General features: G+C 37.3%; 22 protein-coding genes and 1 riboswitch. Of the genes, 15 read left to right on the top strand and 7 right to left on the bottom strand.

The window, feature by feature from the left end; genetic code table 11:
• Positions 1-9: 9 nt before the first annotated feature.
• Entirely contained in the window at positions 10-711 is a 702-nt protein-coding gene (locus tag J690_RS14030; protein WP_032036539.1) for an alpha/beta fold hydrolase, read from the top strand.
• Here J690_RS14030 and J690_RS0104470 read toward each other — a convergent pair.
• Positions 706-969, bottom strand: coding sequence for a hypothetical protein (locus J690_RS0104470; protein ID WP_032036537.1), 264 nt, complete (start codon positions 967-969; stop codon positions 706-708). The genes J690_RS14030 and J690_RS0104470 overlap by 6 nt on opposite strands.
• A gap of 228 nt (positions 970-1,197) precedes the next feature.
• Between J690_RS0104470 and J690_RS14025 the strand changes: the two genes are divergently transcribed.
• From J690_RS14025 to J690_RS14015, 3 genes are all read left to right on the top strand, one after another.
• On the top strand, positions 1,198-1,641 hold the full coding sequence (locus tag J690_RS14025) for a BLUF domain-containing protein (protein ID WP_032036535.1): 444 nt from the start codon (positions 1,198-1,200) through the stop codon (positions 1,639-1,641).
• A 242-nt stretch (positions 1,642-1,883) separates the two neighbouring features.
• On the top strand, positions 1,884-2,375 hold the full coding sequence (locus J690_RS14020) for a hypothetical protein (protein ID WP_032036533.1): 492 nt from the start codon (positions 1,884-1,886) through the stop codon (positions 2,373-2,375).
• 150 nt (positions 2,376-2,525) lie between these two features.
• A riboswitch (glycine riboswitch) is annotated at positions 2,526-2,614 on the top strand.
• Positions 2,615-2,790: 176 nt separating this feature from the next.
• A complete protein-coding gene (locus tag J690_RS14015) occupies positions 2,791-4,035 on the top strand; it encodes a D-amino acid dehydrogenase (RefSeq protein ID WP_005068883.1) in 1,245 nt (414 codons plus the stop codon).
• Positions 4,036-4,079: 44 nt separating this feature from the next.
• Here the strand turns inward: J690_RS14015 and J690_RS14010 are convergent, their stop codons facing one another.
• Positions 4,080-4,724 carry an A1S_1983 family putative colistin resistance protein gene (locus J690_RS14010; protein WP_032036531.1) on the bottom strand — a complete coding sequence of 215 codons (645 nt, stop codon included), beginning with the start codon at positions 4,722-4,724 and terminating at the stop codon, positions 4,080-4,082.
• A 100-nt stretch (positions 4,725-4,824) separates the two neighbouring features.
• Between J690_RS14010 and ispF the strand changes: the two genes are divergently transcribed.
• A complete protein-coding gene (gene ispF, locus J690_RS14005; protein WP_002115651.1) occupies positions 4,825-5,316 on the top strand; it encodes a 2-C-methyl-D-erythritol 2,4-cyclodiphosphate synthase in 492 nt (163 codons plus the stop codon).
• Here ispF and J690_RS14000 read toward each other — a convergent pair.
• The 5 genes from J690_RS14000 to glnL form a co-directional block, all read right to left on the bottom strand.
• Positions 5,304-5,828 carry a protein tyrosine phosphatase family protein gene (locus J690_RS14000; protein WP_014206995.1) on the bottom strand — a complete coding sequence of 175 codons (525 nt, stop codon included), beginning with the start codon at positions 5,826-5,828 and terminating at the stop codon, positions 5,304-5,306. The two genes, ispF and J690_RS14000, sit on opposite strands and share 13 nt — an antisense overlap.
• Before the next feature lie 193 nt (positions 5,829-6,021).
• A complete protein-coding gene (gene argF / locus J690_RS13995) occupies positions 6,022-6,942 on the bottom strand; it encodes an ornithine carbamoyltransferase (RefSeq protein WP_014206994.1) in 921 nt (306 codons plus the stop codon).
• Positions 6,943-7,054: 112 nt separating this feature from the next.
• Positions 7,055-7,708: a TetR/AcrR family transcriptional regulator gene (locus tag J690_RS13990; protein WP_005803466.1), complete on the bottom strand. Its 654-nt coding sequence runs from the start codon at positions 7,706-7,708 to the stop codon at positions 7,055-7,057.
• 266 nt (positions 7,709-7,974) lie between these two features.
• Positions 7,975-9,468 (bottom strand): nitrogen regulation protein NR(I), encoded by a 1,494-nt coding sequence (gene glnG / locus J690_RS13985; RefSeq protein WP_002115702.1) that lies wholly within the window; start codon positions 9,466-9,468, stop codon positions 7,975-7,977.
• A complete protein-coding gene (glnL, locus tag J690_RS13980) occupies positions 9,455-10,564 on the bottom strand; it encodes a nitrogen regulation protein NR(II) (protein WP_002115631.1) in 1,110 nt (369 codons plus the stop codon). Before glnL ends, glnG begins: the two co-directional genes overlap by 14 nt.
• A 342-nt stretch (positions 10,565-10,906) precedes the next feature.
• Here glnL and rimO point away from each other — a divergent pair, with 342 nt between their 5' ends.
• The 10 genes from rimO to lpxD all read left to right on the top strand — a co-directional run bounded on the left by rimO (position 10,907) and on the right by lpxD (position 21,969).
• Positions 10,907-12,250, top strand: coding sequence for a 30S ribosomal protein S12 methylthiotransferase RimO (gene rimO / locus J690_RS13975; RefSeq protein ID WP_002115588.1), 1,344 nt, complete (start codon positions 10,907-10,909; stop codon positions 12,248-12,250).
• 51 nt (positions 12,251-12,301) lie between these two features.
• The gene (gene pyrH, locus J690_RS13970) at positions 12,302-13,030 is read left to right on the top strand and encodes a UMP kinase (RefSeq protein WP_000852257.1); all 729 of its coding nucleotides are present in this window, start codon (positions 12,302-12,304) and stop codon (positions 13,028-13,030) included.
• An 84-nt stretch (positions 13,031-13,114) separates the two neighbouring features.
• Positions 13,115-13,669 (top strand): ribosome recycling factor, encoded by a 555-nt coding sequence (frr, locus tag J690_RS13965; RefSeq protein WP_002115638.1) that lies wholly within the window; start codon positions 13,115-13,117, stop codon positions 13,667-13,669.
• A 5-nt stretch (positions 13,670-13,674) separates the two neighbouring features.
• Entirely contained in the window at positions 13,675-14,427 is a 753-nt protein-coding gene (gene uppS / locus J690_RS13960) for a polyprenyl diphosphate synthase (RefSeq protein WP_032036529.1), read from the top strand.
• Positions 14,427-15,251: a phosphatidate cytidylyltransferase gene (locus J690_RS13955; RefSeq protein WP_032036527.1), complete on the top strand. Its 825-nt coding sequence runs from the start codon at positions 14,427-14,429 to the stop codon at positions 15,249-15,251. Before uppS ends, J690_RS13955 begins: the two co-directional genes overlap by 1 nt.
• Positions 15,252-16,448, top strand: coding sequence for a 1-deoxy-D-xylulose-5-phosphate reductoisomerase (ispC, locus tag J690_RS13950; protein ID WP_032036525.1), 1,197 nt, complete (start codon positions 15,252-15,254; stop codon positions 16,446-16,448).
• Between the two features lies 1 nt (position 16,449).
• Positions 16,450-17,805, top strand: coding sequence for an RIP metalloprotease RseP (rseP, locus tag J690_RS13945; protein ID WP_032036523.1), 1,356 nt, complete (start codon positions 16,450-16,452; stop codon positions 17,803-17,805).
• Positions 17,806-17,841: 36 nt separating this feature from the next.
• Entirely contained in the window at positions 17,842-20,352 is a 2,511-nt protein-coding gene (gene bamA / locus J690_RS13940; protein WP_032036521.1) for an outer membrane protein assembly factor BamA, read from the top strand.
• Positions 20,353-20,393: 41 nt separating this feature from the next.
• A complete protein-coding gene (locus J690_RS13935; protein ID WP_016145644.1) occupies positions 20,394-20,894 on the top strand; it encodes an OmpH/Skp family outer membrane protein in 501 nt (166 codons plus the stop codon).
• A 4-nt stretch (positions 20,895-20,898) separates the two neighbouring features.
• Positions 20,899-21,969: a UDP-3-O-(3-hydroxymyristoyl)glucosamine N-acyltransferase gene (lpxD, locus tag J690_RS13930; RefSeq protein ID WP_032036519.1), complete on the top strand. Its 1,071-nt coding sequence runs from the start codon at positions 20,899-20,901 to the stop codon at positions 21,967-21,969.

Here is a 21,969-nt window from a genome sequence, read left to right as displayed (position 1 = left end):
AAAAAACTTATGAATCAAAAGCCAATTTCAGTTGTTTTAATTCCTGGTTATATGCTTGATGAATCTCTCTGGAATGAACTCATAGATGAAATGCCTAAAGAGTGGAATATATATAGAGCTACTTTAAAACAAGGGCAAACAATCAAAGAAATTGCTCAAAATATTGTTGAACATGCGCCACAAAGCTTTGTACTGATTGGATTCTCACTTGGAGGATATATCGCTAGATCTATAGTGGAGCAATTTCCTGAAAAAGTTAAGGCACTTATTTTAATAGCGTCTTCACTACGCTCAGATACAGAAGAACAGAAGAGTCAAAAGTTAACGGCGATTAAACTTAACTCTGGGAAAAATTTCCATGGGCTAAGCTCAATATCGATTGAAAAAACACTTCATCCATCAAATGTGCAGAATCGTACTCTTGTAAAAAGAATCCAAGAGATGGGGAAAGCTTTGGGTTATGAAGAATTCGTTAAACAATCTATGTTAGATAGAAGCTCTTATGATATGAGTAAAATCACATGTCTAACTTTAATCATTTCTGGTGCAGAGGACCAGCTGCGCTCTAAGGAAGAAGCTATAGAATTATTAGATCAGTTACCCCATGCAAAGCTTGAGATAATTAATAATACTGGCCATATGATTCCGATGGAACAGCCGAAAACATTGGTTTCAGTGATTTTAACTTGGTTAAGTACTTATCTTTCATGAGGGCCTAACTTTCGTTTTCTTCGTCAGAATCTTTATAATCCTGAAAACTTGATTGTCGAGTTTGATCTTTTGATGAATAGTTGCATGATCAAGCTGATCCCATAACTCAAATGGAAAAAACTCTGAACTATGATCAAATATCCATAACCATTGGTAGCTATTGTTAAGGGTATTCTTATCAAAACGAACATCTTGAACTTTAATAATCTTAAACTGTTTATGATGTTCGTCTTGAAGAATAACTTCATGATTCTCCATTAGACATCCATACATTAAAGATAATTTTCAATTGTACTAAAATTAATAGTGTCTAATTAGCTTGTTAGGTTGGCATTAATTTACAAAAGATTTCGGGTTGTTAAAGTTTGTCATTTTCAAAAAGAAAATAATCTTTACTTTTGAAATACAAGGTTTTAAATAGCTTACATTGTAAGAAGAGAGGGTAGATGTCAGAATGGACATTAAAATCTATCTTCGAGTATCGCTATGAGTTTAATAGGCTTTATGTATGCAAGTAAAACCAATAGTGAACATAGTCAAATAAAACAAGATTTAATTGATATTCTCACCGAAGCTGTCAAATTCAATTCACATAATGATATTACAGGAGTGCTTTACTATGGTAATGGATACTTCTTGCAGTATTTGGAAGGTGAGAAAGAACAGGTCGAATCGCTATTTTATAAATTAATTTTGAAAGATTCGAGACACCAGAACTGTGAAATCATCTTTTCAGAACCATCCGAACAACGGCTATTTAAACATTGGAGTATGAAATTTGCTCCCATTAACACGAAAATAAAAGAGTTCTTTCATCATCATCATGTTGATGAGTTTAATCCTTATCTGCTTAACACTACATCTATACCGTCTTTTATTGAATTGCTTGTAGATCAACCAAATTATAAAGTTGATCAATATCAAGGTTAATCGAAACCAAGAATTACAACGGATTTTTGATGTTCTATTTAAAGTTAAGCTCTCTTCGGAGAGCTTTTTATCACAAAGACTGAAACTTTCACTAATTAATGGCGAATTGGCGTTGAATAAGCCGTCATAATTGTTAAAATGCCCACCTTGTCCTGTTTTTATATTGTTTTTTTGTTTTGCATGTATTTTGCAAAGTTAGAGATAAAATTATTAAAAACAGCTGCTTAGTTAAGGATTTTTGAATGCTCTCTATTTATTTAACAGATACCCAACAACATGTGCAATTTAATGATTATCCTAGTGATCAGCCGGTTAAGTTTCTGTTAAATCTTAAAAAGATTTTCCCAAGTACAGCGGATTTATTATTACCAGTTTTACCTGAAGATAATGATCTAGAAAACGTAACGTGGGAATCAACCTCAAAAGATTTTGAAGTTTTTAAAAAGCTATTAGCAGGATGGGGTGTTATTGAGCTTCGTTTAAATGCAATTACTGCTTATAAAGATAAAAACTTTGCAAATGAGCTAGTGAAACAAGCACAGGTAAAACGTAAGAAAACAGCCCAAAAGAACCATCAGCTTTCTTTAGTTGCTTTGGATTATATTTTTATGCACGAAGTTCATGCATTGATTGATGCTGAACTGGTCACTATTGGTGAGAAATTCTACTTACCAACCTTGCGTGAGCAATGGAAGGGTACGGTTTCAGCCCAAGTGCTCAACGGAAAACTCTAATTTAAGTGTAAAAGGTGAATTTATAAAAATTCACCTTTTTTATTTTCTAATTAAATCAGTGTCTTATAATTTTAAGATTGCTTATACAAAAGTTTACAAGAAAAGAATGCGTTTTTTTCAATGTGGCAGATACATTGCTTATATAAATACAAAATTATTGCGGGAGAGAGGTTCTTTAAGAACCCGCCGAAGGAGCAACAAGCCCGGAAACTCTCAGGCAAAAGGACTGTAATAATTAAAAAATCTGGAGAGAAGCTTAGATTTATAAGAATGGAAAACAATAACTTATAAATTATAAACTCACCGAAGGGGAAGATCTAAACGTTAAAAGGTAACGTTGGGGTCGAAACTCTCAGGTACCAATGACAGATGGGCTGTACTGATGAAATGTTCTTGCATTTCTGAGGAGTCTGTTATGCCACATGTTATTGTGATAGGTGCGGGAATCACAGGGGTTACCTCTGCTTATGAATTATCGCAACTGGGTTATCAAGTCACAGTGATTGATCGACATTTATATCCTGCAATGGAAACATCATTTGCCAATGGAGGGCAATTATCGGCTTGTAACGCCGAAGTATGGAACCAAAAAGCCACCGTCATTAAAGGCTTTAAATGGATGAGACAAAAAGATGCTCCTCTATTGTTGAACCCTTCATTTAGTTTGCATAAGTATAGTTGGTTAGTTGAATTTCTATCACATATTAAAAACTATGAAGCGAATACGATTGAGACGGTCCGTTTGGCATTGCTCGCTCGTAAGCGTTTGTTTGAAGTTGCTGAAAAAGAGCAGCTTGAGTTTGATTTGGAGAAACGTGGAATCCTCCATATGTATCACAGTAAGGCTGACTACGAGATTGCTAAACAAGTTAATAACGTATTGAACAAAGGTACATTGGAACGCTATTCGGTTTCACCTGATGAAATGAAAACAATAGAACCATCTTTGACGGGTGACTATTTCGGTGGCTATTACACACCAAGTGATGCGACGGGTGATATTCATAAATATTCAACCTCTTTGGCTGAGAAGACTAAAGAATATGGCGTTCAATATAAGTTCGGCCTAGAAGTTATGGATATTAAGTGCAGCGCAGACAAAGTAGTTGTAACTTGTCAACCAAGTGCTGAGCATCCTTATCTGGTTGAGTCCGATAACATTCAGCTTGAAGGTGATGTACTTGTTGTTTGTGGTGGTGTAGGGAGCTATCAACTTGCCGATATGATTGGTGAGCGAGTAAATGTGTATCCAGTAAAAGGTTATTCAATTACCGTGCAATTAAAAGATGAGCACAGTGTAAAGAATGCTCCTTGGGTGAGTTTACTAGATGAAAGTGCAAAAATTGTGACTTCTCGTTTAGGTAAAGATCGACTCCGTGTGGCAGGGACTGCTGAGTTTAATGGCTATAACCGCGACATACGGGCTGATCGTATTCAACCATTAGTGAATTGGGTTAATCGTAACTTTGATATTTCAACTGAGCATGTGGTGCCTTGGGCAGGGTTAAGACCAATGATGCCGAATATGCTGCCTGTTGTTAAGCAATCTAAACAACCTCGTGTTTTTTATAATACAGGGCATGGGCATTTAGGTTGGACTTTGTCTGCGGCAACTGCAGTTTTAGTCGGTCAGGATATTGCGCAAAAATATCCAGCGTAGAAAGTAAAAAGCCAGTGTTCAAACACTGGCTTTTATTTTAAGCGTTAGTCATATAAACGGTAGATTCCGCTAAAACGTTCACAGCCTTTTTGCTGGGTTTTCACATTAAGTAAAGCTTTTTGAAAATTAAACTGATATTTACAGTTGTGCTCATTGTCTAAAATTTCACTTTTTTGTTCAGGTGAACTATAGGCCATCAATGAGATCGTTTGAGTTTCTTTGCGGTTATTTGGATTGCGGTATGCTATCCCTTCAATCTTAATTTTATCTTTCGCGAGCTGATGGACTTGAATGTGTACAGGCTGAGTTGCTATATGTCCATTTTCAAACTTAAGATAATGCTGGGTAAGCGTTTGCTTAAGTGAAGCATAAAAATTTAAGTCATCAGTACGTAAATCAAACTGTTGTTGAATACATGTATTACTCTTGCATTGCTGAGTATGTTTAGACCATAACTTTTGTGTATCCTGTAAAAGCTGTAAGGGGGCATCAGTAACTAAATATGCAGAAAGATATTTATTATTGAGTTCTTTTCTTGATTCACTAAATGTTTTTGAACAGATTTTAAGCTCAGCTCCAGTATTGGGGCAGTCTATTGATTCTGCAAAGACAAGAGGTGAACATAAACAACTCAGTGTCACGACAAAACTTAATCTTTTCAATTGATTCATATCAGTATTAGACAGCATGATCGCTTATACTTTCAGTCTACTTTGCTAGGTGTACTATAGCGAAACAGAACGGCTGAATACAAGATTTCTTAAGTTTTTATGGAAGGTAATAATTTATATGGTTGCTCAGATTCGTATTGGACAAGGAATGGATGTACATGCCTTTGAAGAGGGGAACTTCGTTACATTGGCGGGTATTCAAATTCCACATACACATGGTTTGAAAGCGCACTCTGACGGTGACGTTGTACTTCATGCGCTATGTGATGCTTTATTAGGTGCTTTAGCGCTTGGAGATATTGGACAACATTTTCCTGATACTGACCCAGAATACAAAGGCGCAGATAGCCGAGTATTGTTAAAGCATGTTTATCAATTAATCTTAGACCGTGGTTATCAGTTAAATAATGCCGATATTACGGTGGCTTGCGAGCGTCCAAAATTAGCTAAGCATAATCTTGAAATGCGTCAAAGCATTGCTGATGTTCTAAATGTAGATATTAATCAAATTAGTATTAAAGCAACGACAACCGAAAAACTTGGGTTTACCGGTCGTCAAGAAGGTATTTTGGCTACAGCGACTGTTTTAGTCTCTCATCACACCAAGTGATCGGCCTGCTGCAAAGACTGTTGAAGTTCTAAAGTTGCCTTACGGCCTTGTAGCTGTAAGGTAATACTATGGATGAGTCCAGTCCAAGTCTCATTAGGTTCCCAAATTTCGTGTAATAAATCCTGAGACATAGGCATATCCATATTCATATAAAACTGTCTATAGACATACATAAGGCAACTTACGCGTTTATTTTTGGCGCAATGTATCCAAATAATTTCATTTTGCACTAAATGATCAATCAAATCTAAAACTAATAAGCACTGCTCAGCAGAAGGCATCTCCCAATCAATTGGAATATGAATATAATTTAACCCAAAGTCTAAACAAATACGGTCTTCATTCTCAAGATGATTTGAAGCATTAGTTAAAGCAAGGTTAATGACTGTGCTACAACCAAACTCTTTAATCAATTTTAGTTGTTCAGCAGAAGGCTGGGCCGAGCTAAATAAATGTTCATGAATAATCGAAAATGCGGGAATTTGAGATAATGATTGTTCAAGGGTTGTCATGATCGCACTCTACAAGAGTAGGCTTAGCTTATTGTGTAGAATGTTATACACGATTCTAGAGAATAGTTGAAATACAGCCTGCTTATATATTCAGCAACGTTATCAAATTTTTAAAAATAATTAACTGGAAGAGTACAAGTCTTATAAAATAAAAAACAGCATCATTTAAGATGCTGTTTTTTTAACTCAAAATTTAAGCTTTTTTTAGATTTTCAGTCAATAAAAATTCGACTAAAGCTTTTTGAGCATGGAGACGGTTTTCTGCTTCATCCCATACGACTGCATTTTTATAATCGAGCATGGTTTCAGAAATTTCTTCGCCGCGATGAGCAGGTAAGCAGTGCATGAATAAACAATCTGGGTGAGCAAGGCTCATTAATTTTTCGTTAACTTGAAAATCAGCAAAGGCTTTTTCACGAAGTTTTTGCTCTTCTTCTTGGCCCATACTTGCCCATACATCAGTCACAATAAGGTCAGCATTTACTGCTGCATCTTCCGCATTATCATAAAGCTCAACGCAATGACCAAACTCCGCTAAAAATTCAGGTTTAGGTTCATATCCTTTTGGCGATGCAATTTTGAGTTTGAAACCCATCATGTGCGCAGCTTCAATATATGAATTACACATATTATTGCCATCACCAATCCAAGCAACGGTTTTGCCTTCAATGCTGCCGCGATGTTCAATATAAGTCTGTAAGTCAGCAAGTAACTGGCATGGATGATGATCATCAGTTAAGCCGTTAATTACAGGAACTTTTGAATAAGATGCAAAGCGTTCAACAATGTCATGACCGAAAGTACGAATCATCACAATATCAAGCATACTTGAAATTACACGTGCTGAATCTTCGATTGGTTCACCACGGCCTAATTGTGTGTCACGAGGCGATAAAAAAATCGCACTACCGCCAAATTGGTTAATACCTGCTTCAAAAGAGATACGTGTACGCGTACTTGATTTCTCAAAAATCATTCCCAATACTTTACCAACAAAAGGCTGGTAGACCTTATTGTCATGTTGCATTTTTTTAAGCTCGCTTGCGCGTTCTAAAATGCGATTAAGTTCTAGAGTGGATAGATCACGTAAAGTTAGGAAATGTCTTAGAGCCATGTAGCTACTCCATAATAATTGTTTTGAAATACAACAATTATCTGTTGTTGGCTGGGTGGATGTGGGGAAAAAGAAGTCTACTATACTATAAGCATTTTAAAATGCAAAAGAATTAGACTTTATGATGGCCTTTTAAGAAAATATCTACACAATATTCAATGTAATCAAAAGCTTCTTTCTCATCTGGAAGAGCTGGCATACCCATAATCATACGCCATTCAATATCTCGTAAAATCCCAAAATACATGAGTGAAGAATAATACGGAGAATTACAGGTAATTTCGCCTGATTTATCCGCAAACTCTAATGCTTGAGTAAGTGTATTTTGTAAATTATGTACCCATTTGTCATATAAGTATTGTATGAGGACAGTGTTACATTCGGTCTGTTCAATAATAAGTCTTAAAAATGCAACATGTTCGGGCTGAATAATATGAATATATACACGATTAAGTGTTTGAATCAGATATTCTCTTAAAGTGCTTTTCTCTGGTTGGAATGGAATGCAAATATCTTTAAAAAACATTTCACGTTTATGATCACATATAGCCGTAAAAAGTCCTTCTTTATTGCCAAAATATTTATAAATAGAAGCCTTAGAGCCACCTGCATGATTAACAATATCATCGAGAGATACAGCATCATATCCTTTCTCTAGGAACAGCTCGGTCGCGCTTAACAATAGAGCTAAACGACGTTCAATACCGCGGCGTGTTTGAGGTTTCTCACATGCAAGGTGATGTGAATCCAGGACTGAATCATGCATAAAATTTAATAACAACAACTGACTTTGCTTATCTAGTATAGCAAAACTATCTTTAGTGATGGTCATAACCATTTTTTTAGATCATATGCTGAACAGTAAGTGGCTAATTCAAAAAATAAACTAATAGAAAATATAAGCTTAGTGTAGGTTGTAGAAGGGTTTAATGATGTAACCTTATGTTTGTATTATATTTTAATCAAAAATCTGATTGAAAAACAAAGCGGCTAAGAATGACTTAACCGCTTTGAAGTTAAATAATGAGATTTCTAGGCTTCAGTTTGAGTAACCTTGTGCTCATCTTCTTCGTCATCATCTGCAGAATCCATTCCAAGTTCCTTTAACTTGCGTGTTAAGGTGTTGCGACCCCAACCTAATAATTCCGCTGCGTGACGTTTGCGTCCACGTGTTTGTTGCAAGGCTGCGTTAATCAATGTGCGTTCAAACATTGGTGTGGCAATATCCAAAATTTTCATTTCACCATTTTTAAGCTTTTGAATAGCCCATTGATTTAGTAGTTCATCCCAATGATGTAGAGAAATACGTTCAAATGAAGGTGCTGGTTGACTAGAATCACTATTCTTTTGCAATGGAACTTGTTTGAGCTCAGAAGGTAAATCTTCCGGATAAACTTCGCGGCCCGTAATCATTACAGTTAGCCAGCGGCAAGTATTCTCAAGTTGTCGTACGTTACCTGGCCATGGTAACTGTTGCATATAGTCTGTCGTCTCGGTACGTAAGATTTTTGGACTTACGCCAAGCTCTTTACCTGCACGCGCAAGGAAATGCTGCGCAAGCATTGGGATATCTTCACTACGGTGGGCAAGCTTAGGAATGTGAATACGAATCACATTTAAGCGGTGATATAAGTCTTCACGGAAGCGACCTTCATTTACCAGTTTCTCTAGATCCTGATGCGTTGCCGCAACAATTCGAACATCTACTTTAACGGGAATGTGTCCGCCTACACGATAGAACTCACCGTCAGCGAGTACGCGAAGCAATCGAGTCTGAGTTTCAAATGGCATATCACCAATTTCATCAAGGAACAGTGTTCCGCCATTTGCCTGTTCAAAGCGGCCTTGATGCTGAGTATTTGCCCCTGTGAAAGCGCCTTTTTCATGACCAAATAACTCGGTTTCAATCAAGTCTTTTGGTATCGCAGCCATATTTAAAGCAATAAAAGGCTTGGCACGGCGTGGGGAGTGCTTGTGTAAAGCATGAGCAACTAATTCTTTACCCGTACCCGATTCACCATTAATTAAAACAGTAATATGAGATTGCGATAAACGGCCGATAGCACGGAAAACCTCCTGCATTGCCGGAGATTCACCAATAATTTCTGTTGATTGAAGAGGTGAGGCTGTTTTTGTAGCTTCTTGCTGTTGTAGTTTATTAATATGCAGGATCGCACGATTGACTAAAGCTAAAGCTTCATCAATATCAAAAGGCTTTGGTAAATATTCAAACGCGCCTGTTTGATAGCTTGATACAGCAGACTCTAAGTCAGAATGTGCTGTCATAATAATGACAGGTAAATCTGGATGAGTGTTTTTGACTTTAGATAAAAAAGTTAAACCATCAATTCCAGGCATGCGGATGTCAGTTAAGATGACATCGGGAGCATCATGGTGCAAACGTTCAAGCGCAGTTTGAGCTTCTTCAAAATTGGTAACATCAAAACCCTCTTCTTTAAAGGTCTTTTCCAATACCCATCGCATGGCGCGATCATCATCAATAACCCATATTTTATTTCGCGACACGGTCTGACTCCCAAGGTAAATATAAGCTAAAAATTGTTTTTCCAGGAACAGATTGGCATTCAATCATTCCGTTATGTTGATGCATAATATTCTGTGCAATACTCAGGCCAAGCCCAGTACCTTTTGCTCGTCCAGTAACCAATGGATAGAATACTGACTCCAAAATACTTTCAGGAATGCCTGGTCCATTGTCCTCTATATCGACTCGCACTGTAGATCGATTTAGTACACCGTTAATCGTGACAAGACGTTGTATACGTGTACGTAGAATTAACTCTGGTTCGTGATCTATAAAAAATGCTTTGTTTTCTGTTATAGCTTGAATTGCGTTTACACTAATGTTGAGCATGACCTGTATTAACTGATCACGATCGGCATTAACATCGGGTAAAGACAAATCATAATCTCGTATAATTTTAATTTTCTTCTTTGTCTGGTTGGCGATAAGTGAACGCACTCGCTCCAAAGGCTCGTGTACGTTAACATTTTCATAACTTGGGAGTTGTCTAGAACCCAACATGGTATCTGCCAAGTTCGTTAAGCGATCTACTTCATTAATAATGACATCTGTAAATTCAGCATAACTTTTATCATTCAAACTGCGTGCGAGTAATTGAGTTGCACCACGAATACCTGCCAGTGGGTTCTTAATTTCGTGCGCAACGCCACGCACAAGCTGCCTAGCCACCTGATGTTGTTGTACCAGATTTTCTTCTTTAGAAATCTTTAACATACGATCAATCGGATTGAGCTCAATCAAGAGTAATGGGTGATAACTTTTACCTGCGTTTAATTGAGACACTGTGTAATCAACATGAAGGTCTTTGAAGTTGACATTAATAACCGCTTCTCGACGAGTATAAGGTTGACCCGTTTTAATAGTGTTTAATAAAGCTTCATGTGTATTAAAAGTATCATCTGGTGCATGAAGTAAGTTCAAAACCGGCTGTCCTGAAGCTCGAAGCAAACTAATGTCAAATAGTGCTTCGCAGGCAGAATTTAAGTAAAAAATATTCAAGTTACTATCGATCAATAAAATCGCAGTAGTTAAATTGTCTACCAATAGGCGATAGTCGATAGGGTTGTGTTGATCCATTAGCGAATCGTTCCTGTCTTAAAATAGCGCAATGGCATCTTCATTGGTTATCGGATTTTCACCGTTATAGAACATGAACGATGCAAAATATACGCCAACTTTGTTTATGGGTTATTTTAAAGTTTTAAAGTATTTAAAAACGCGCTGAAATCGGTCTTTATATCGGTTGATCAAAACTGATGGCTTAAATATAGATAATAACATGATCCAACTTGGTGCAAAGATGAGTTTTGGTGCAAATGTTGGTCGTATTTTGGTGCATTACACAAAGAGTAGGCTTTCCACCTATGCTTGAGACAAGAAAAGACATACAATACGCGCATTCAAGTGGAGCGCAGATTCATGAAGACCCCCAAAGTCGGTTTTGTTTCTTTAGGTTGTCCTAAGGCATTGGTAGATTCTGAACGAATTTTAACTCAGTTAAAGACTGAAGGTTATCAAGTTGCATCAGATTATGATGGTGCTGATTTAGTTGTTGTTAATACCTGTGGTTTTATCGAATCTGCGGTACAAGAGTCGCTAGATGCAATTGGCGAGGCCATGAGTGAAAATGGTCGAGTAATCGTTACTGGATGCTTAGGTAAAGACGAAGATAAAATTCGTCAAATGCATCCAAACGTTTTAAAGGTTACTGGTGCAGCAGCTTATCAAGATGTAATGGAAGCTGTACATGAATATGTACCAGCACCACCTAAACACAACCCGTTTGTTGATTTGGTTCCTGAACAAGGAATTCGCTTAACACCAAAACATTATGCCTATTTAAAAATATCTGAAGGATGTAACCATCGTTGTACCTTCTGTATTATCCCAAGTATGCGTGGTGATCTAGTATCACGTCCAGTTGGAAGTGTATTGGAAGAAGCCGCTGCGCTTAAAAGAGCAGGTGTTAAAGAAATCTTGGTTATTTCCCAAGATACGTCAGCATATGGTGTAGATACCAAGTACAAACTTGATTTCTGGAATGGCCAGCCTGTTAAAACAAAATTCTTTGATATGTGTGAAGCACTAGGCCAACTTGGTATCTGGGTGCGCTTACATTATGTTTATCCATACCCACATGTTGATGCGGTTATTGACTTAATGGCACAAGGTAAAATCCTGCCATATCTTGATATTCCATTCCAACATGCAAGCCCTCGTATTCTTAAGTTAATGAAGCGCCCGGCTCACAGTGAAAATACACTCGAAAAAATTAAATTGTGGCGTGAAAAATGCCCGGATCTTGTGATTCGTTCTACATTTGTAGTGGGTTTTCCAGGCGAAACTGAAGAAGATTTTCAAATATTGCTCGATTGGTTAGTTGAAGCTGAACTTGATCGTGTTGGCTGCTTTACCTACTCACCAGTAGAAGGCGCTACGGCAAATGATTTACCCGATCATGTGCCTGAAGAAATTAAGCAAGAGCGTTACGAGCGCTTTATGCAAGTGCAGCAACAAATTTCTGCTGCTAAGTTGCAAAAACGTATTGGTCAAACGATGACTGTATTAGTCGATAGTTTGGAAGATGAATATCCTGTTGCTGTTGCACGTTCTTATGCAGATGCTCCGGAAATTGACGGTAATGTCTTTGTAGAAGATATCGATAAGAGCACTATTCAACCAGGCGATATGTTGGAAGTCGAAATCACCGATGCGGATGAATACGACTTATTTGCAAAGTTAATTAAAATTAAGTCGGTTTAATCGATAACGATTCAAAAAAGCATTCAGTTTAAGAGGTTTTGGAGCAAACTCATGGCGGAAACAATTAGCCCCCGTTATTCACGCATTTTATTAAAACTATCTGGTGAAGCATTATCAGGTAACAAAGACATGGGTATTGATGCTCAAGTCCTTGATCAAATGTCCCTTTCAATTGCTCACTTAGTTGGCTTGGGTGTGCAAGTGGGTATCGTTGTTGGTGGCGGTAACTTGTATCGTGGTAGTCAGTTGCAAAAGGATGGCTTGGTTGGTCGTGTAACAGGCGATCAAATGGGTATGCTTGCAACTGTAATGAACGGTTTGGCTATGCGTGATGCATTAGTTCGCCGTAATATCAGAACTCGCCTTATGTCTGCATTACCAATTGGTACAGTAGTGGAGTCTTATTCAAGTCGTGATGCGATTCGTCACTTGAGTCAAGGTGAAGTTTGTGTTTTTGTTGCTGGTACAGGAAATCCATTCTTTACGACTGATACGGCAGCTTGCTTACGCGGAATTGAAATTGAAGCAAATTTAATTCTAAAAGCGACCAAAGTAGATGGCGTATATAATAAAGATCCAAGTAAATACGAAGATGCGGTTAAATATGATCATTTAACCTTTGATCAAGTATTAGACGAAAAACTTGGTGTTATGGATTTGACAGCTATTTGTTTATGTCGTGACCATAATGTGCCATTACAAGTTTTTGATATGAATAAATCAGGCGCGCTATTGTCAGTAGTCATGGGCGAAAAAGAAGGTACACGCGTTACTAAATAATGTACGTGTTGACGAAAGCTCTTTATACTAGCGCTAAATTAAATTTGTTAAAACATCCTTGAATAAATAAGTAAGGTAGATCATATGATTAACGATCTGAAAAAAGACAGCGAACAGCGTATGTTAAAAACTCTTGAGTCTTTGGAACTAGGGTTTGCTAAAGTTCGTACCGGCCGTGCACACCCATCAATCTTAAATGGGGTAATGGTTCCTTACTACGGTTCTGATGTGCCTTTAAATCAAGTGGCAAACGTTGGTGTTGAGGATTCTCGTACACTTCTTGTTCAGCCATTTGAACGTACAATGGTTTCAGCTATTGATAAGGCAATTCGTGAGAGTGATCTTGGTTTAAACCCAATTACAGCGGATGCAATTCGTGTACCTTTACCTGCATTAACTGAAGAAACACGTCGTGATATGCAAAAAATTGCGCGTAGCGAAGCTGAAAATGCAAAAGTTGCAATTCGTAATATTCGTCGTGATGTATTAGGTGATATCAAAGCATTATTAAAAGAGAAAGAAATCTCAGAAGATGATGAGCGCCGTGCAGGTGATGATATCCAGAAAATCACTGACAAATATGTTGCAGAAGTAGACAAGCGTCTTGCAGCGAAAGAAGCAGAATTGATGAAGGTCTAAATTTTATGACCGATTCAGAAGAGTATCATCTTCCTAAGCATGTTGCCATCATCATGGATGGCAACAACCGCTTTGCAAAAAAAAATCAAATGCAAAAAGGTGATGGACATCGAGAGGGTAAAAATGTTCTTGATCCTATCGTTGAACATTGTAAAAAAACAGGTATTCGTGCTTTAACGGTTTTTGCATTTTCAAGCGAAAACTGGAATCGACCACAATTTGAAGTCGATCTGCTTATGAAGCTTCTTGAAGAAACTATTCATGAGCAAATACCTCGCATGAAGAAATTTAATATTGCTTTGCGTTTCATAGGTGATCGTTCCAGATTACCGTCACACCTAGTTGCCTTAATGGAAGATGCAGAGCAACAGACAGCACACCATAACACTATGACCTTAACTATTGCTGTGAGCTATGGTGGGATGTGGGATATTGCAAATGCAGCAAAACAAGTTGCTGAAGCGGTTTCCCGTGGTGAATTTGGTGCTGATCAAATAAATGTTGATTTGTTCGAAAAATATGTCAGTCTAAACGATCTGCCAGCTGTGGACTTATTGATCCGTACAGGTGGAGATTATCGCATATCTAATTTCTTGTTATGGCAAGCAGCATATGCTGAACTGTATTTTACTGATACTTTATGGCCAGAATTTACAGTACAAGAATTCGATTATGCATTGAATGTTTTTTCAGGGCGTGAACGTCGTTTTGGTAAAACATCTGAACAAATTCAGCAAGAGAAAATAGAGAACTTATAATGTTAGAGCGGATTGTTACCGCATTGGTACTTGTTGCAGTTGTTTTAGGCTGTATGTTTGCTACGCAATCACATTATCCAATGTTGGTTCTTATGATTGTAGCAGCAGGGGTTGCGGGGTATGAATGGTATAAATTAATGCCTCGTGAAACTGTAAATGCTGTAAAGTCAAAAGCTTGGTGCTACGGTCTGCTTGTTGCATCCGTTTCGGGCGTTGCTCTATTTTTCCATGATATTGCATTACTGTTGTGGTCAGCTTCAATTTTGACTTGGCTTGTAAGCGTTTATTGGGTCAAATCTTTTCCTGAATTTGATGGGTGGTATAACGCTACTCTATATGTAATTGGCATTATTTTAGTTTGTGCTGCGGTAACTTCAATTTTTGTTGTCTGGCAAAGTTCGCCATGGTGGTTAATGTATCTGTTCTTACTCGTGTGGGGTGCAGATAGTGGTGCTTACTTTGTTGGCCGTAAATTTGGTAAAAGAAAACTAGCTCCAACCGTAAGTCCGAACAAATCAGTGGAAGGTTTGTATGGTGGTATTATTACGACCATACTGGTAATGTTGGTTGTGCAATACCAATATCTAAATTTAACTTTAATTCAGCAAATCCTGTTTCTTATCTTGTCACTGATTACAGTATTCGGTTCAGTTTTAGGTGATTTATTTGAGTCGATGATTAAACGTCGTGCTGGTATTAAAGATTCTGGACGTGTACTACCTGGTCATGGTGGTGTTTTAGATCGTATTGACTCTTTACTTGCTGCAGCCCCGATCTTTGCAACGGGAATGTATATATTAAAACTTATTGGTGTAGATTTATAAATGACACAATCTGTTTGCATATTGGGTGTAACCGGTTCCATTGGGCAAAGTACCTTAAAAATTTTAAATCAACATCCTGATAAGTATTCAGTATTTGCAATTTCAGCTCATAGTCGAATTTCTGAATTGGTTGATATATGTAAACAATTTCAACCAAAAGTTGTAGTTGTTCCAAAGCAAAAAGTTGACGAATTAGCAGTTTTATTTGTAAAGAATGAATTACAAAATATTGAAATTTTGACTGATCAGGAAGGGCTGGTAAGTATCGCATCTCATCCAGATGTTGATGTAGTTATGGCTGCAATTGTTGGAGCCGCTGGTTTATTACCAACATTAGCGGCTGTAAAAGCTGGTAAACGCGTATTGCTTGCTAATAAAGAAGCCTTGGTCATGTCTGGTGAAATCATGATGCAAGCAGCACGTGATCATCAGGCATTATTATTACCAGTAGATTCAGAACACAATGCTATTTTTCAATCATTACCTCATAATTATTTAGAGGCTGAAAGAAATGGACAACCGCAACAGGGTGTATCAAGAATCTTATTGACCGCTTCAGGTGGACCATTTTTAAACCATTCGTTAGAACAATTAGAAAAAGTTACTCCTGCACAGGCTTGTAAGCATCCCAACTGGTCTATGGGACAGAAAATCTCAGTTGACTCAGCTACTCTTATGAATAAAGGGTTAGAGTTGATCGAGGCATGTCATTTGTTTTCAATATCTGAACATTTTGTTACAGTTGTTGTTCATCCACAAAGTATTATTCATTCTATGGTGCAATATGTTGATGGTTCAACATTGGCGCAAATGGGTAATCCAGACATGTGTACACCGATTGCTCATGCATTAGCATGGCCAGAACGTTTACAGACTAGTGTTCCCGCTTTAGATTTATTTGAGTATTCTCAGCTTAATTTTCAAGCACCGGATATCCAGAAATTTCCAGCACTTGATTTAGCCCGTCAGGCAATGCGTGCGGGAGGGCTGGCACCTACTATTTTAAATGCTGCAAATGAGGTTGCCGTTGCTGCATTTTTAAACCAACAGATTGGATTTACAAATATCCCACAAGTGGTAGAGCATACTTTGCAAAAATTGGAAAACTCAGTTGCTGATAATATCGAGTCTATTTTAAATAAAGATAAAGTAGCACGACATGTAGCACAGCAGTATATATCAAGTATAGGAGGCTGAAATGAGTGCATTATTTATGATTGCAGCAGCAGCTCTCTTGCTCGGTCCATTAATTGCAATTCATGAGTTCGGTCATTATTGGGTGGCACGAAAACTTGGTGTTAAAGTTTTAGTCTATTCCATTGGTTTTGGTCCGACATTACTTAAATGGACATCAAAAAAATCTGGAATTAAGTACCAACTTTCAGCTTTGCCTCTAGGTGGTTATGTAAAAATGCTCGATGAGCGCGAAGGTAATGTTGCAGAGCAAGATTTACCTTATGCATTTAACCGTCAAAAACCATGGAAGCGTATAGCAATTGTTGCGGCTGGACCTTTAATTAATTTGATTTTTGCTGTTTTACTTTTCTGGATTTTATTTTTACCAGCACAGGAACAACTAAATACAAGAGTGGGTAAAGTTATACCCAACTCGCCAGCAGCAACAGCTCAACTACAAGTAGGTGACAAGATTATTGCTGTTGACGGAAAGGAAACGCAAACTTGGGAAAAACTTAATTTTGCTTTGATTGATCGTGTAGGTGAAACTGGTAGCTTGAATATCGATGTAGATCGTGCAGGTACTGAGAAAAATATTGTTTTACCAATTAAAGATTTTTTAAAAAACCAAAATGAATCAGCTTTAGATGTATTAGGTTTTTTACCCTATCGTCCCGTTATTCCTGCTGTTGTAACGGAGTTGACTGCAGATGGGGCAGCAATTCGTCAAGGAATGAAAGTCGGTGATCGTATTGTTTTAATTAATGGTCAAGTAATGAAAGACTGGTTTGATGTTGTGGAAGTTGTGCAACATTCACCAGAAAAATTACTAAGTATTGATGTGTTGCGTAATGGTCAACTCGTTCATTTGCAAGTCATGCCTCAAGGAAAGCGTGACAATATGGGGCAAGTGAGCGGTGTCTTAGGTGTAAAAAGTGATGCAGGAAAAATTACAATTCCTGACGAATATAAGCAAACAATTCAATATACTCCAATACAAGCTTTCCAGATGTCGCTAGATAAGACTGGCCAAATCTCTAGCATGATATTGAGTTCGATAGTAAAAATGGTTAAGGGTTTAATTGGTTTAGAGAATCTTTCTGGACCAATTACAATCGCGAAAGTAGCGGGACAAAGTGCAGAAATGGGATGGCAGACTTTCATCTCATTTATGGCTTTAATGAGTGTAAGTCTTGGAATTTTAAATTTATTACCAATTCCAATGCTAGATGGTGGACATCTCGTTTATTACATTATTGAGGCTATTCGTGGTAAGCCTGTTTCTGAACAAATACAAATGTTTGGTCTAAAAATTGGTATGGTACTGCTCGGTAGTATGATGCTTTTAGCTTTATTTAACGATTTTATGCGTTTGTAAACGTATATGGATTTATAACTTACTGGAAAAACTGGCATGCGGCACACACATTTTTTAATGCCTTTGGCACTTGTTAGCGCTATGGCAGCGGTACAACAAGCATATGCAGCTGATGATTTCGTTGTTCGAGATATTCGTATAGATGGATTGGTCCGTCTAACTCCTGCAAATGTTTCTACCATGTTGCCAATCAACAGTGGCGATCGCGTTAATGAACCGATGATCGCAGAAGCAATTCGAACATTGTATGCCACTGGACTTTTTGACGATATTAAAGCATCAAGAGATAACGATACTTTAGTTTTTAATGTCGTAGAGCGCCCAATTATTTCAAAGCTTGAATTTAAGGGTAATAAACTTATTCCTAAAGAGGCTTTAGAGCAAGGCCTCAAAAAAATGGGCATTGCTGAAGGCGAAGTTTTTAAGAAGTCAGCTTTACAAACAATTGAAACTGAATTAGAGCAGCAATATACTCAGCAAGGCCGTTATGATGCTGATGTAACTGTTGATACGATAGCTCGTCCAAATAACCGTGTTGAACTTAAATTAAATTTTAATGAAGGTACGGCTGCTAAAGTTTTTAATATCAATATTATTGGTAACACTGTTTTTAAAGACAGCGAAATTAAACAAGCTTTCGCAGTTAAAGAAAGTGGCTGGGCTTCTGTTGTAACCCGTAACGACCGTTATGCTAGAGAGAAAATGGCAGCGAGCCTTGAAGCTTTGCGTGCCATGTATCTGAATAAAGGTTATATCAATTTTCATATCAATAACTCTCAGCTTAATATCAGTGAAGATAAAAAGAATATCTTTATTGAAGTTGCTGTTGAGGAAGGTAGCCAGTTCAAATTCGGTCAAACCAAGTTTTTAGGTGACGCACTTTATAAACCTGAAGAACTGCAAGCTTTAAAAATTTATAAAGATGGCGATACCTATTCTCAAGAAAAGGTAAATGCTGTTAAGCAATTGTTATTGCGTAAATATGGTAATGCTGGTTATTACTTTGCAGATGTAAATGTCGTTCCGCAAATTAATAATGAAACGGGTGTTGTTGACTTAAACTATTATGTAAACCCAGGTCAGCAAGTAACCGTACGTCGTATTAACTTTACAGGTAATAGTAAAACTGCCGATGAAGTATTGCGTCGTGAAATGCGTCAAATGGAAGGCGCTTTAGCGAGTAATGAAAAAATTGATTTGTCTAAGGTTCGTTTAGAGCGTACTGGATTCTTCAAAACAGTTGATATTAAACCGGCTCGTATTCCAAACTCACCAGATCAGGTGGATTTAAACGTAAATGTTGAAGAGCAACACTCGGGAACTACAACATTAGCGGTAGGTTACTCACAAAGTGGTGGTATCACATTCCAGGCAGGTTTGAGTCAAACTAACTTTATGGGAACAGGTAATCGTGTTTCGATCGATTTATCTCGTTCTGAAACTCAAGACTACTATAACTTAAGTGTTACCGACCCTTACTTCACGATTGATGGTGTAAGCCGCGGTTATAACGTTTACTATCGTAAAACAAAGCTAAATGATGACTATAACGTTAATAACTATGTTACCGATAGTTTCGGTGGTAGTTTAAGTTTTGGTTATCCAATTGATGAAAACCAAAGCCTAAGTGCCTCTTTAGGTATTGATAATACTAAAGTAACGACTGGTCCTTATGTCTCTACCTATGTCCGTGATTATTTATTGGCAAATGGTGGTAAAGCAACAAGTAAGGGTTCATATTGCCCAACAGATTCTGCTGGTAATTCGCAGATCGATAGTACTACTGGTCAATGTAAAGTTCCTGAAGAGACTTATGATAATGCATTTGAAGGTGAATTCTTTACTTATAACTTGAATTTAGGTTGGTCATATAACACTTTAAATAGACCAATTTTCCCTACTTCAGGTATGTCACATCGTGTAGGTCTTGAAATTGGTCTACCAGGTAGTGATGTTGATTATCAAAAATTAACTTATGATGCTCAAGCATTTTTCCCAATCGGTACTACAGGTTTTGTACTTCGTGGTTATGGTAAGCTTGGCTATGGTAATGATTTACCATTCTATAAAAACTTCTATGCGGGTGGTTATGGTTCAGTTCGGGGATACGATAACAGCACTCTGGGACCTAAATACTCAAGCGTAAACTTACAAGAAACAAAAACCAATGACCCTTCTCCAGAAGAGGTTGGTGGTAATGCTTTAGTTCAGTTTGGTACAGAGCTTGCTTTACCATTACCATTCAAAGGTGATTGGACTCGCCAAGTACGACCAGTCCTTTTTGCTGAAGGCGGTCAAGTATTTGATACTAAATGTGATGTTGGCTCTTATTCTATGATGATGAATGGTCAGCAAATTGCAGATGCTAAAAAATACTGTGAAGACAACTACGGTTTTGATTTAGGCAATATGCGTTATAGCGTAGGTGTTGGCTTCACATGGATCACTATGATTGGGCCATTATCTCTTAGCTATGCATTCCCTCTAAATGACAAGCCTGGTGATGAAACTAAAGAGATTCAGTTTGAAATCGGTCGTACTTTCTAAGTACGACTTGACTAAACAATGAAATAAGGAAACAAATTAAGATGAAAAAATTAAATATATTAATGTTAGGATTAGGCCTTACAGTTTCTGCTATGACGAATGCAGCTGGCTATGGTGTTATTGATCTTGCTAAAGTTGTTGAAAGTAGTACTTATTTAAAACAACAAAATGCAAGTTTAAATCAATCTGTTAAACCAACAACAACTCGTCTTGAGCAGTTGGGTAAAGAGTTAGAAGGTCTTCAGCGTCAAGCCCAAACGCAAGGGCAAAAAATGAAAGAAGATGATATTAAAAAGCTTCAGACTCAATATCAGTCAAAATTAAATGAATTTAATTCAACTCAACAAGGCCTGCAGTCTAAAGTTCAAACTAGTTTGCAAGGAATGAACTCAACTTTTGAGACTCGTGTGAAGCAAGCAGCTGAACAATTACGAAAAGAAAATAATCTTGACTTCATTTTGAATAAAAATTCGACCGTTGCCTATGACGCTAAATATGATTTAACTGATAAAATGATACAAAAGGTTAATTCAATGAAATAAATTAATGAAAGTGCAACATTATCGTTTAGATGAACTAGCTCACCTAGTTAATGGTGAGTTAGTCGGTGCGGGTAGTCTTCAATTTATAAACCTGGCAAGTTTAGAAAATGCTGAACCTTCTCATATTACTTTCGTAAATGGCGAAAAGTATATTGATCAAGCAAAAGCTAGCCGTGCGGGTGCGTACATTGTTACAAACTCAATTAAAGAACAGCTTACTGATAAACAAAATTTTATTATTGTTGATAATCCTTATTTAGCTTTTGCCATACTTACGCATGCTTTTGATAAAAAGATCACATCAATAGGTATTGAAAGTACTGCTCAAATTCATCCTTCTGCAATTATTTCTGAAAAAGCATATATTGGCCATTACGTTGTAATTGGTGAAAATTGTGTAGTAGGTGAGAACACGATTATTCAGTCTCATACTCGTCTGGATGATAATGTGGAAATTGGAAAGGATTGTTTTATCGATTCTCATGTCACCATTACTGGCGGTTCTAAATTACTTGATCGTGTTCGAGTTCATGCAAGTACTGTAATTGGTAGTGAAGGCTTTGGATTTGCACCATATCAAGATAAATGGCATCGTATCGCACAATTAGGTTCAGTTATCATAGGTAATGATGTCCGCATTGGATCAAATTGTAGTATTGATCGAGGGGCACTAGATAATACGATTTTGGAAGATGGGGTAATTATTGATAATCTTGTGCAAATCGCACATAACGTTCATATAGGTTCCAATACAGCTATTGCTGCTAAATGTGGAATTGCTGGAAGCACTAAAATTGGCAAAAACTGTATTCTTGCAGGAGCTTGCGGTGTGTCTGGTCACCTTTCAATCACTGATAATGTGACTTTAACTGGAATGTCAATGGTCACAAAAAATATTTCTGAAGCTGGTACCTATTCTTCAGGAATTGGATTATTTGAAAATAGTCATTGGAAAAAGACAATTGTACGCTTGCGACAATTAGCAGATGTGCCATTGACCCAAATCACTAAACGACTTGATCATATACAAGCTCAAATAGAGTCTCTTGAATCAACTTTTAATTTGCGTAAATAG

It is taken from the genome of Acinetobacter sp. 742879 (genome assembly GCF_000588535.1).
GTDB classification, from domain to species: Bacteria; Pseudomonadota; Gammaproteobacteria; order Pseudomonadales; family Moraxellaceae; genus Acinetobacter; species Acinetobacter pittii.
The sequence above is the reverse complement of the archived record's forward strand: the minus strand, read 5'-3'. Positions and strand labels throughout refer to the sequence as shown.

Bases quoted from the DNA above. Each gene is read 5' to 3' on its own strand.
- J690_RS14030 (WP_032036539.1), top strand. From the start codon at position 10: ATGAATCAAAAGCCAATTTCAGTTGTTTTAATTCCTGGTTATATGCTT.
- J690_RS0104470 (WP_032036537.1), bottom strand. From the start codon at position 969: ATGGAGAATCATGAAGTTATTCTTCAAGACGAACATCATAAACAGTTT.
- J690_RS14025 (WP_032036535.1), top strand. From the start codon at position 1,198: ATGAGTTTAATAGGCTTTATGTATGCAAGTAAAACCAATAGTGAACAT.
- J690_RS14020 (WP_032036533.1), top strand. From the start codon at position 1,884: ATGCTCTCTATTTATTTAACAGATACCCAACAACATGTGCAATTTAAT.
- J690_RS14015 (WP_005068883.1), top strand. From the start codon at position 2,791: ATGCCACATGTTATTGTGATAGGTGCGGGAATCACAGGGGTTACCTCT.
- J690_RS14010 (WP_032036531.1), bottom strand. From the start codon at position 4,724: ATGCTGTCTAATACTGATATGAATCAATTGAAAAGATTAAGTTTTGTC.
- ispF (WP_002115651.1), top strand. From the start codon at position 4,825: ATGGTTGCTCAGATTCGTATTGGACAAGGAATGGATGTACATGCCTTT.
- J690_RS14000 (WP_014206995.1), bottom strand. From the start codon at position 5,828: ATGACAACCCTTGAACAATCATTATCTCAAATTCCCGCATTTTCGATT.
- argF (WP_014206994.1), bottom strand. From the start codon at position 6,942: ATGGCTCTAAGACATTTCCTAACTTTACGTGATCTATCCACTCTAGAA.
- J690_RS13990 (WP_005803466.1), bottom strand. From the start codon at position 7,708: ATGCATGATTCAGTCCTGGATTCACATCACCTTGCATGTGAGAAACCT.
- glnL (WP_002115631.1), bottom strand. From the start codon at position 10,564: ATGGATCAACACAACCCTATCGACTATCGCCTATTGGTAGACAATTTA.
- rimO (WP_002115588.1), top strand. From the start codon at position 10,907: ATGAAGACCCCCAAAGTCGGTTTTGTTTCTTTAGGTTGTCCTAAGGCA.
- pyrH (WP_000852257.1), top strand. From the start codon at position 12,302: ATGGCGGAAACAATTAGCCCCCGTTATTCACGCATTTTATTAAAACTA.
- frr (WP_002115638.1), top strand. From the start codon at position 13,115: ATGATTAACGATCTGAAAAAAGACAGCGAACAGCGTATGTTAAAAACT.
- uppS (WP_032036529.1), top strand. From the start codon at position 13,675: ATGACCGATTCAGAAGAGTATCATCTTCCTAAGCATGTTGCCATCATC.
- J690_RS13955 (WP_032036527.1), top strand. From the start codon at position 14,427: ATGTTAGAGCGGATTGTTACCGCATTGGTACTTGTTGCAGTTGTTTTA.
- ispC (WP_032036525.1), top strand. From the start codon at position 15,252: ATGACACAATCTGTTTGCATATTGGGTGTAACCGGTTCCATTGGGCAA.
- rseP (WP_032036523.1), top strand. From the start codon at position 16,450: ATGAGTGCATTATTTATGATTGCAGCAGCAGCTCTCTTGCTCGGTCCA.
- bamA (WP_032036521.1), top strand. From the start codon at position 17,842: ATGCGGCACACACATTTTTTAATGCCTTTGGCACTTGTTAGCGCTATG.
- J690_RS13935 (WP_016145644.1), top strand. From the start codon at position 20,394: ATGAAAAAATTAAATATATTAATGTTAGGATTAGGCCTTACAGTTTCT.
- lpxD (WP_032036519.1), top strand. From the start codon at position 20,899: ATGAAAGTGCAACATTATCGTTTAGATGAACTAGCTCACCTAGTTAAT.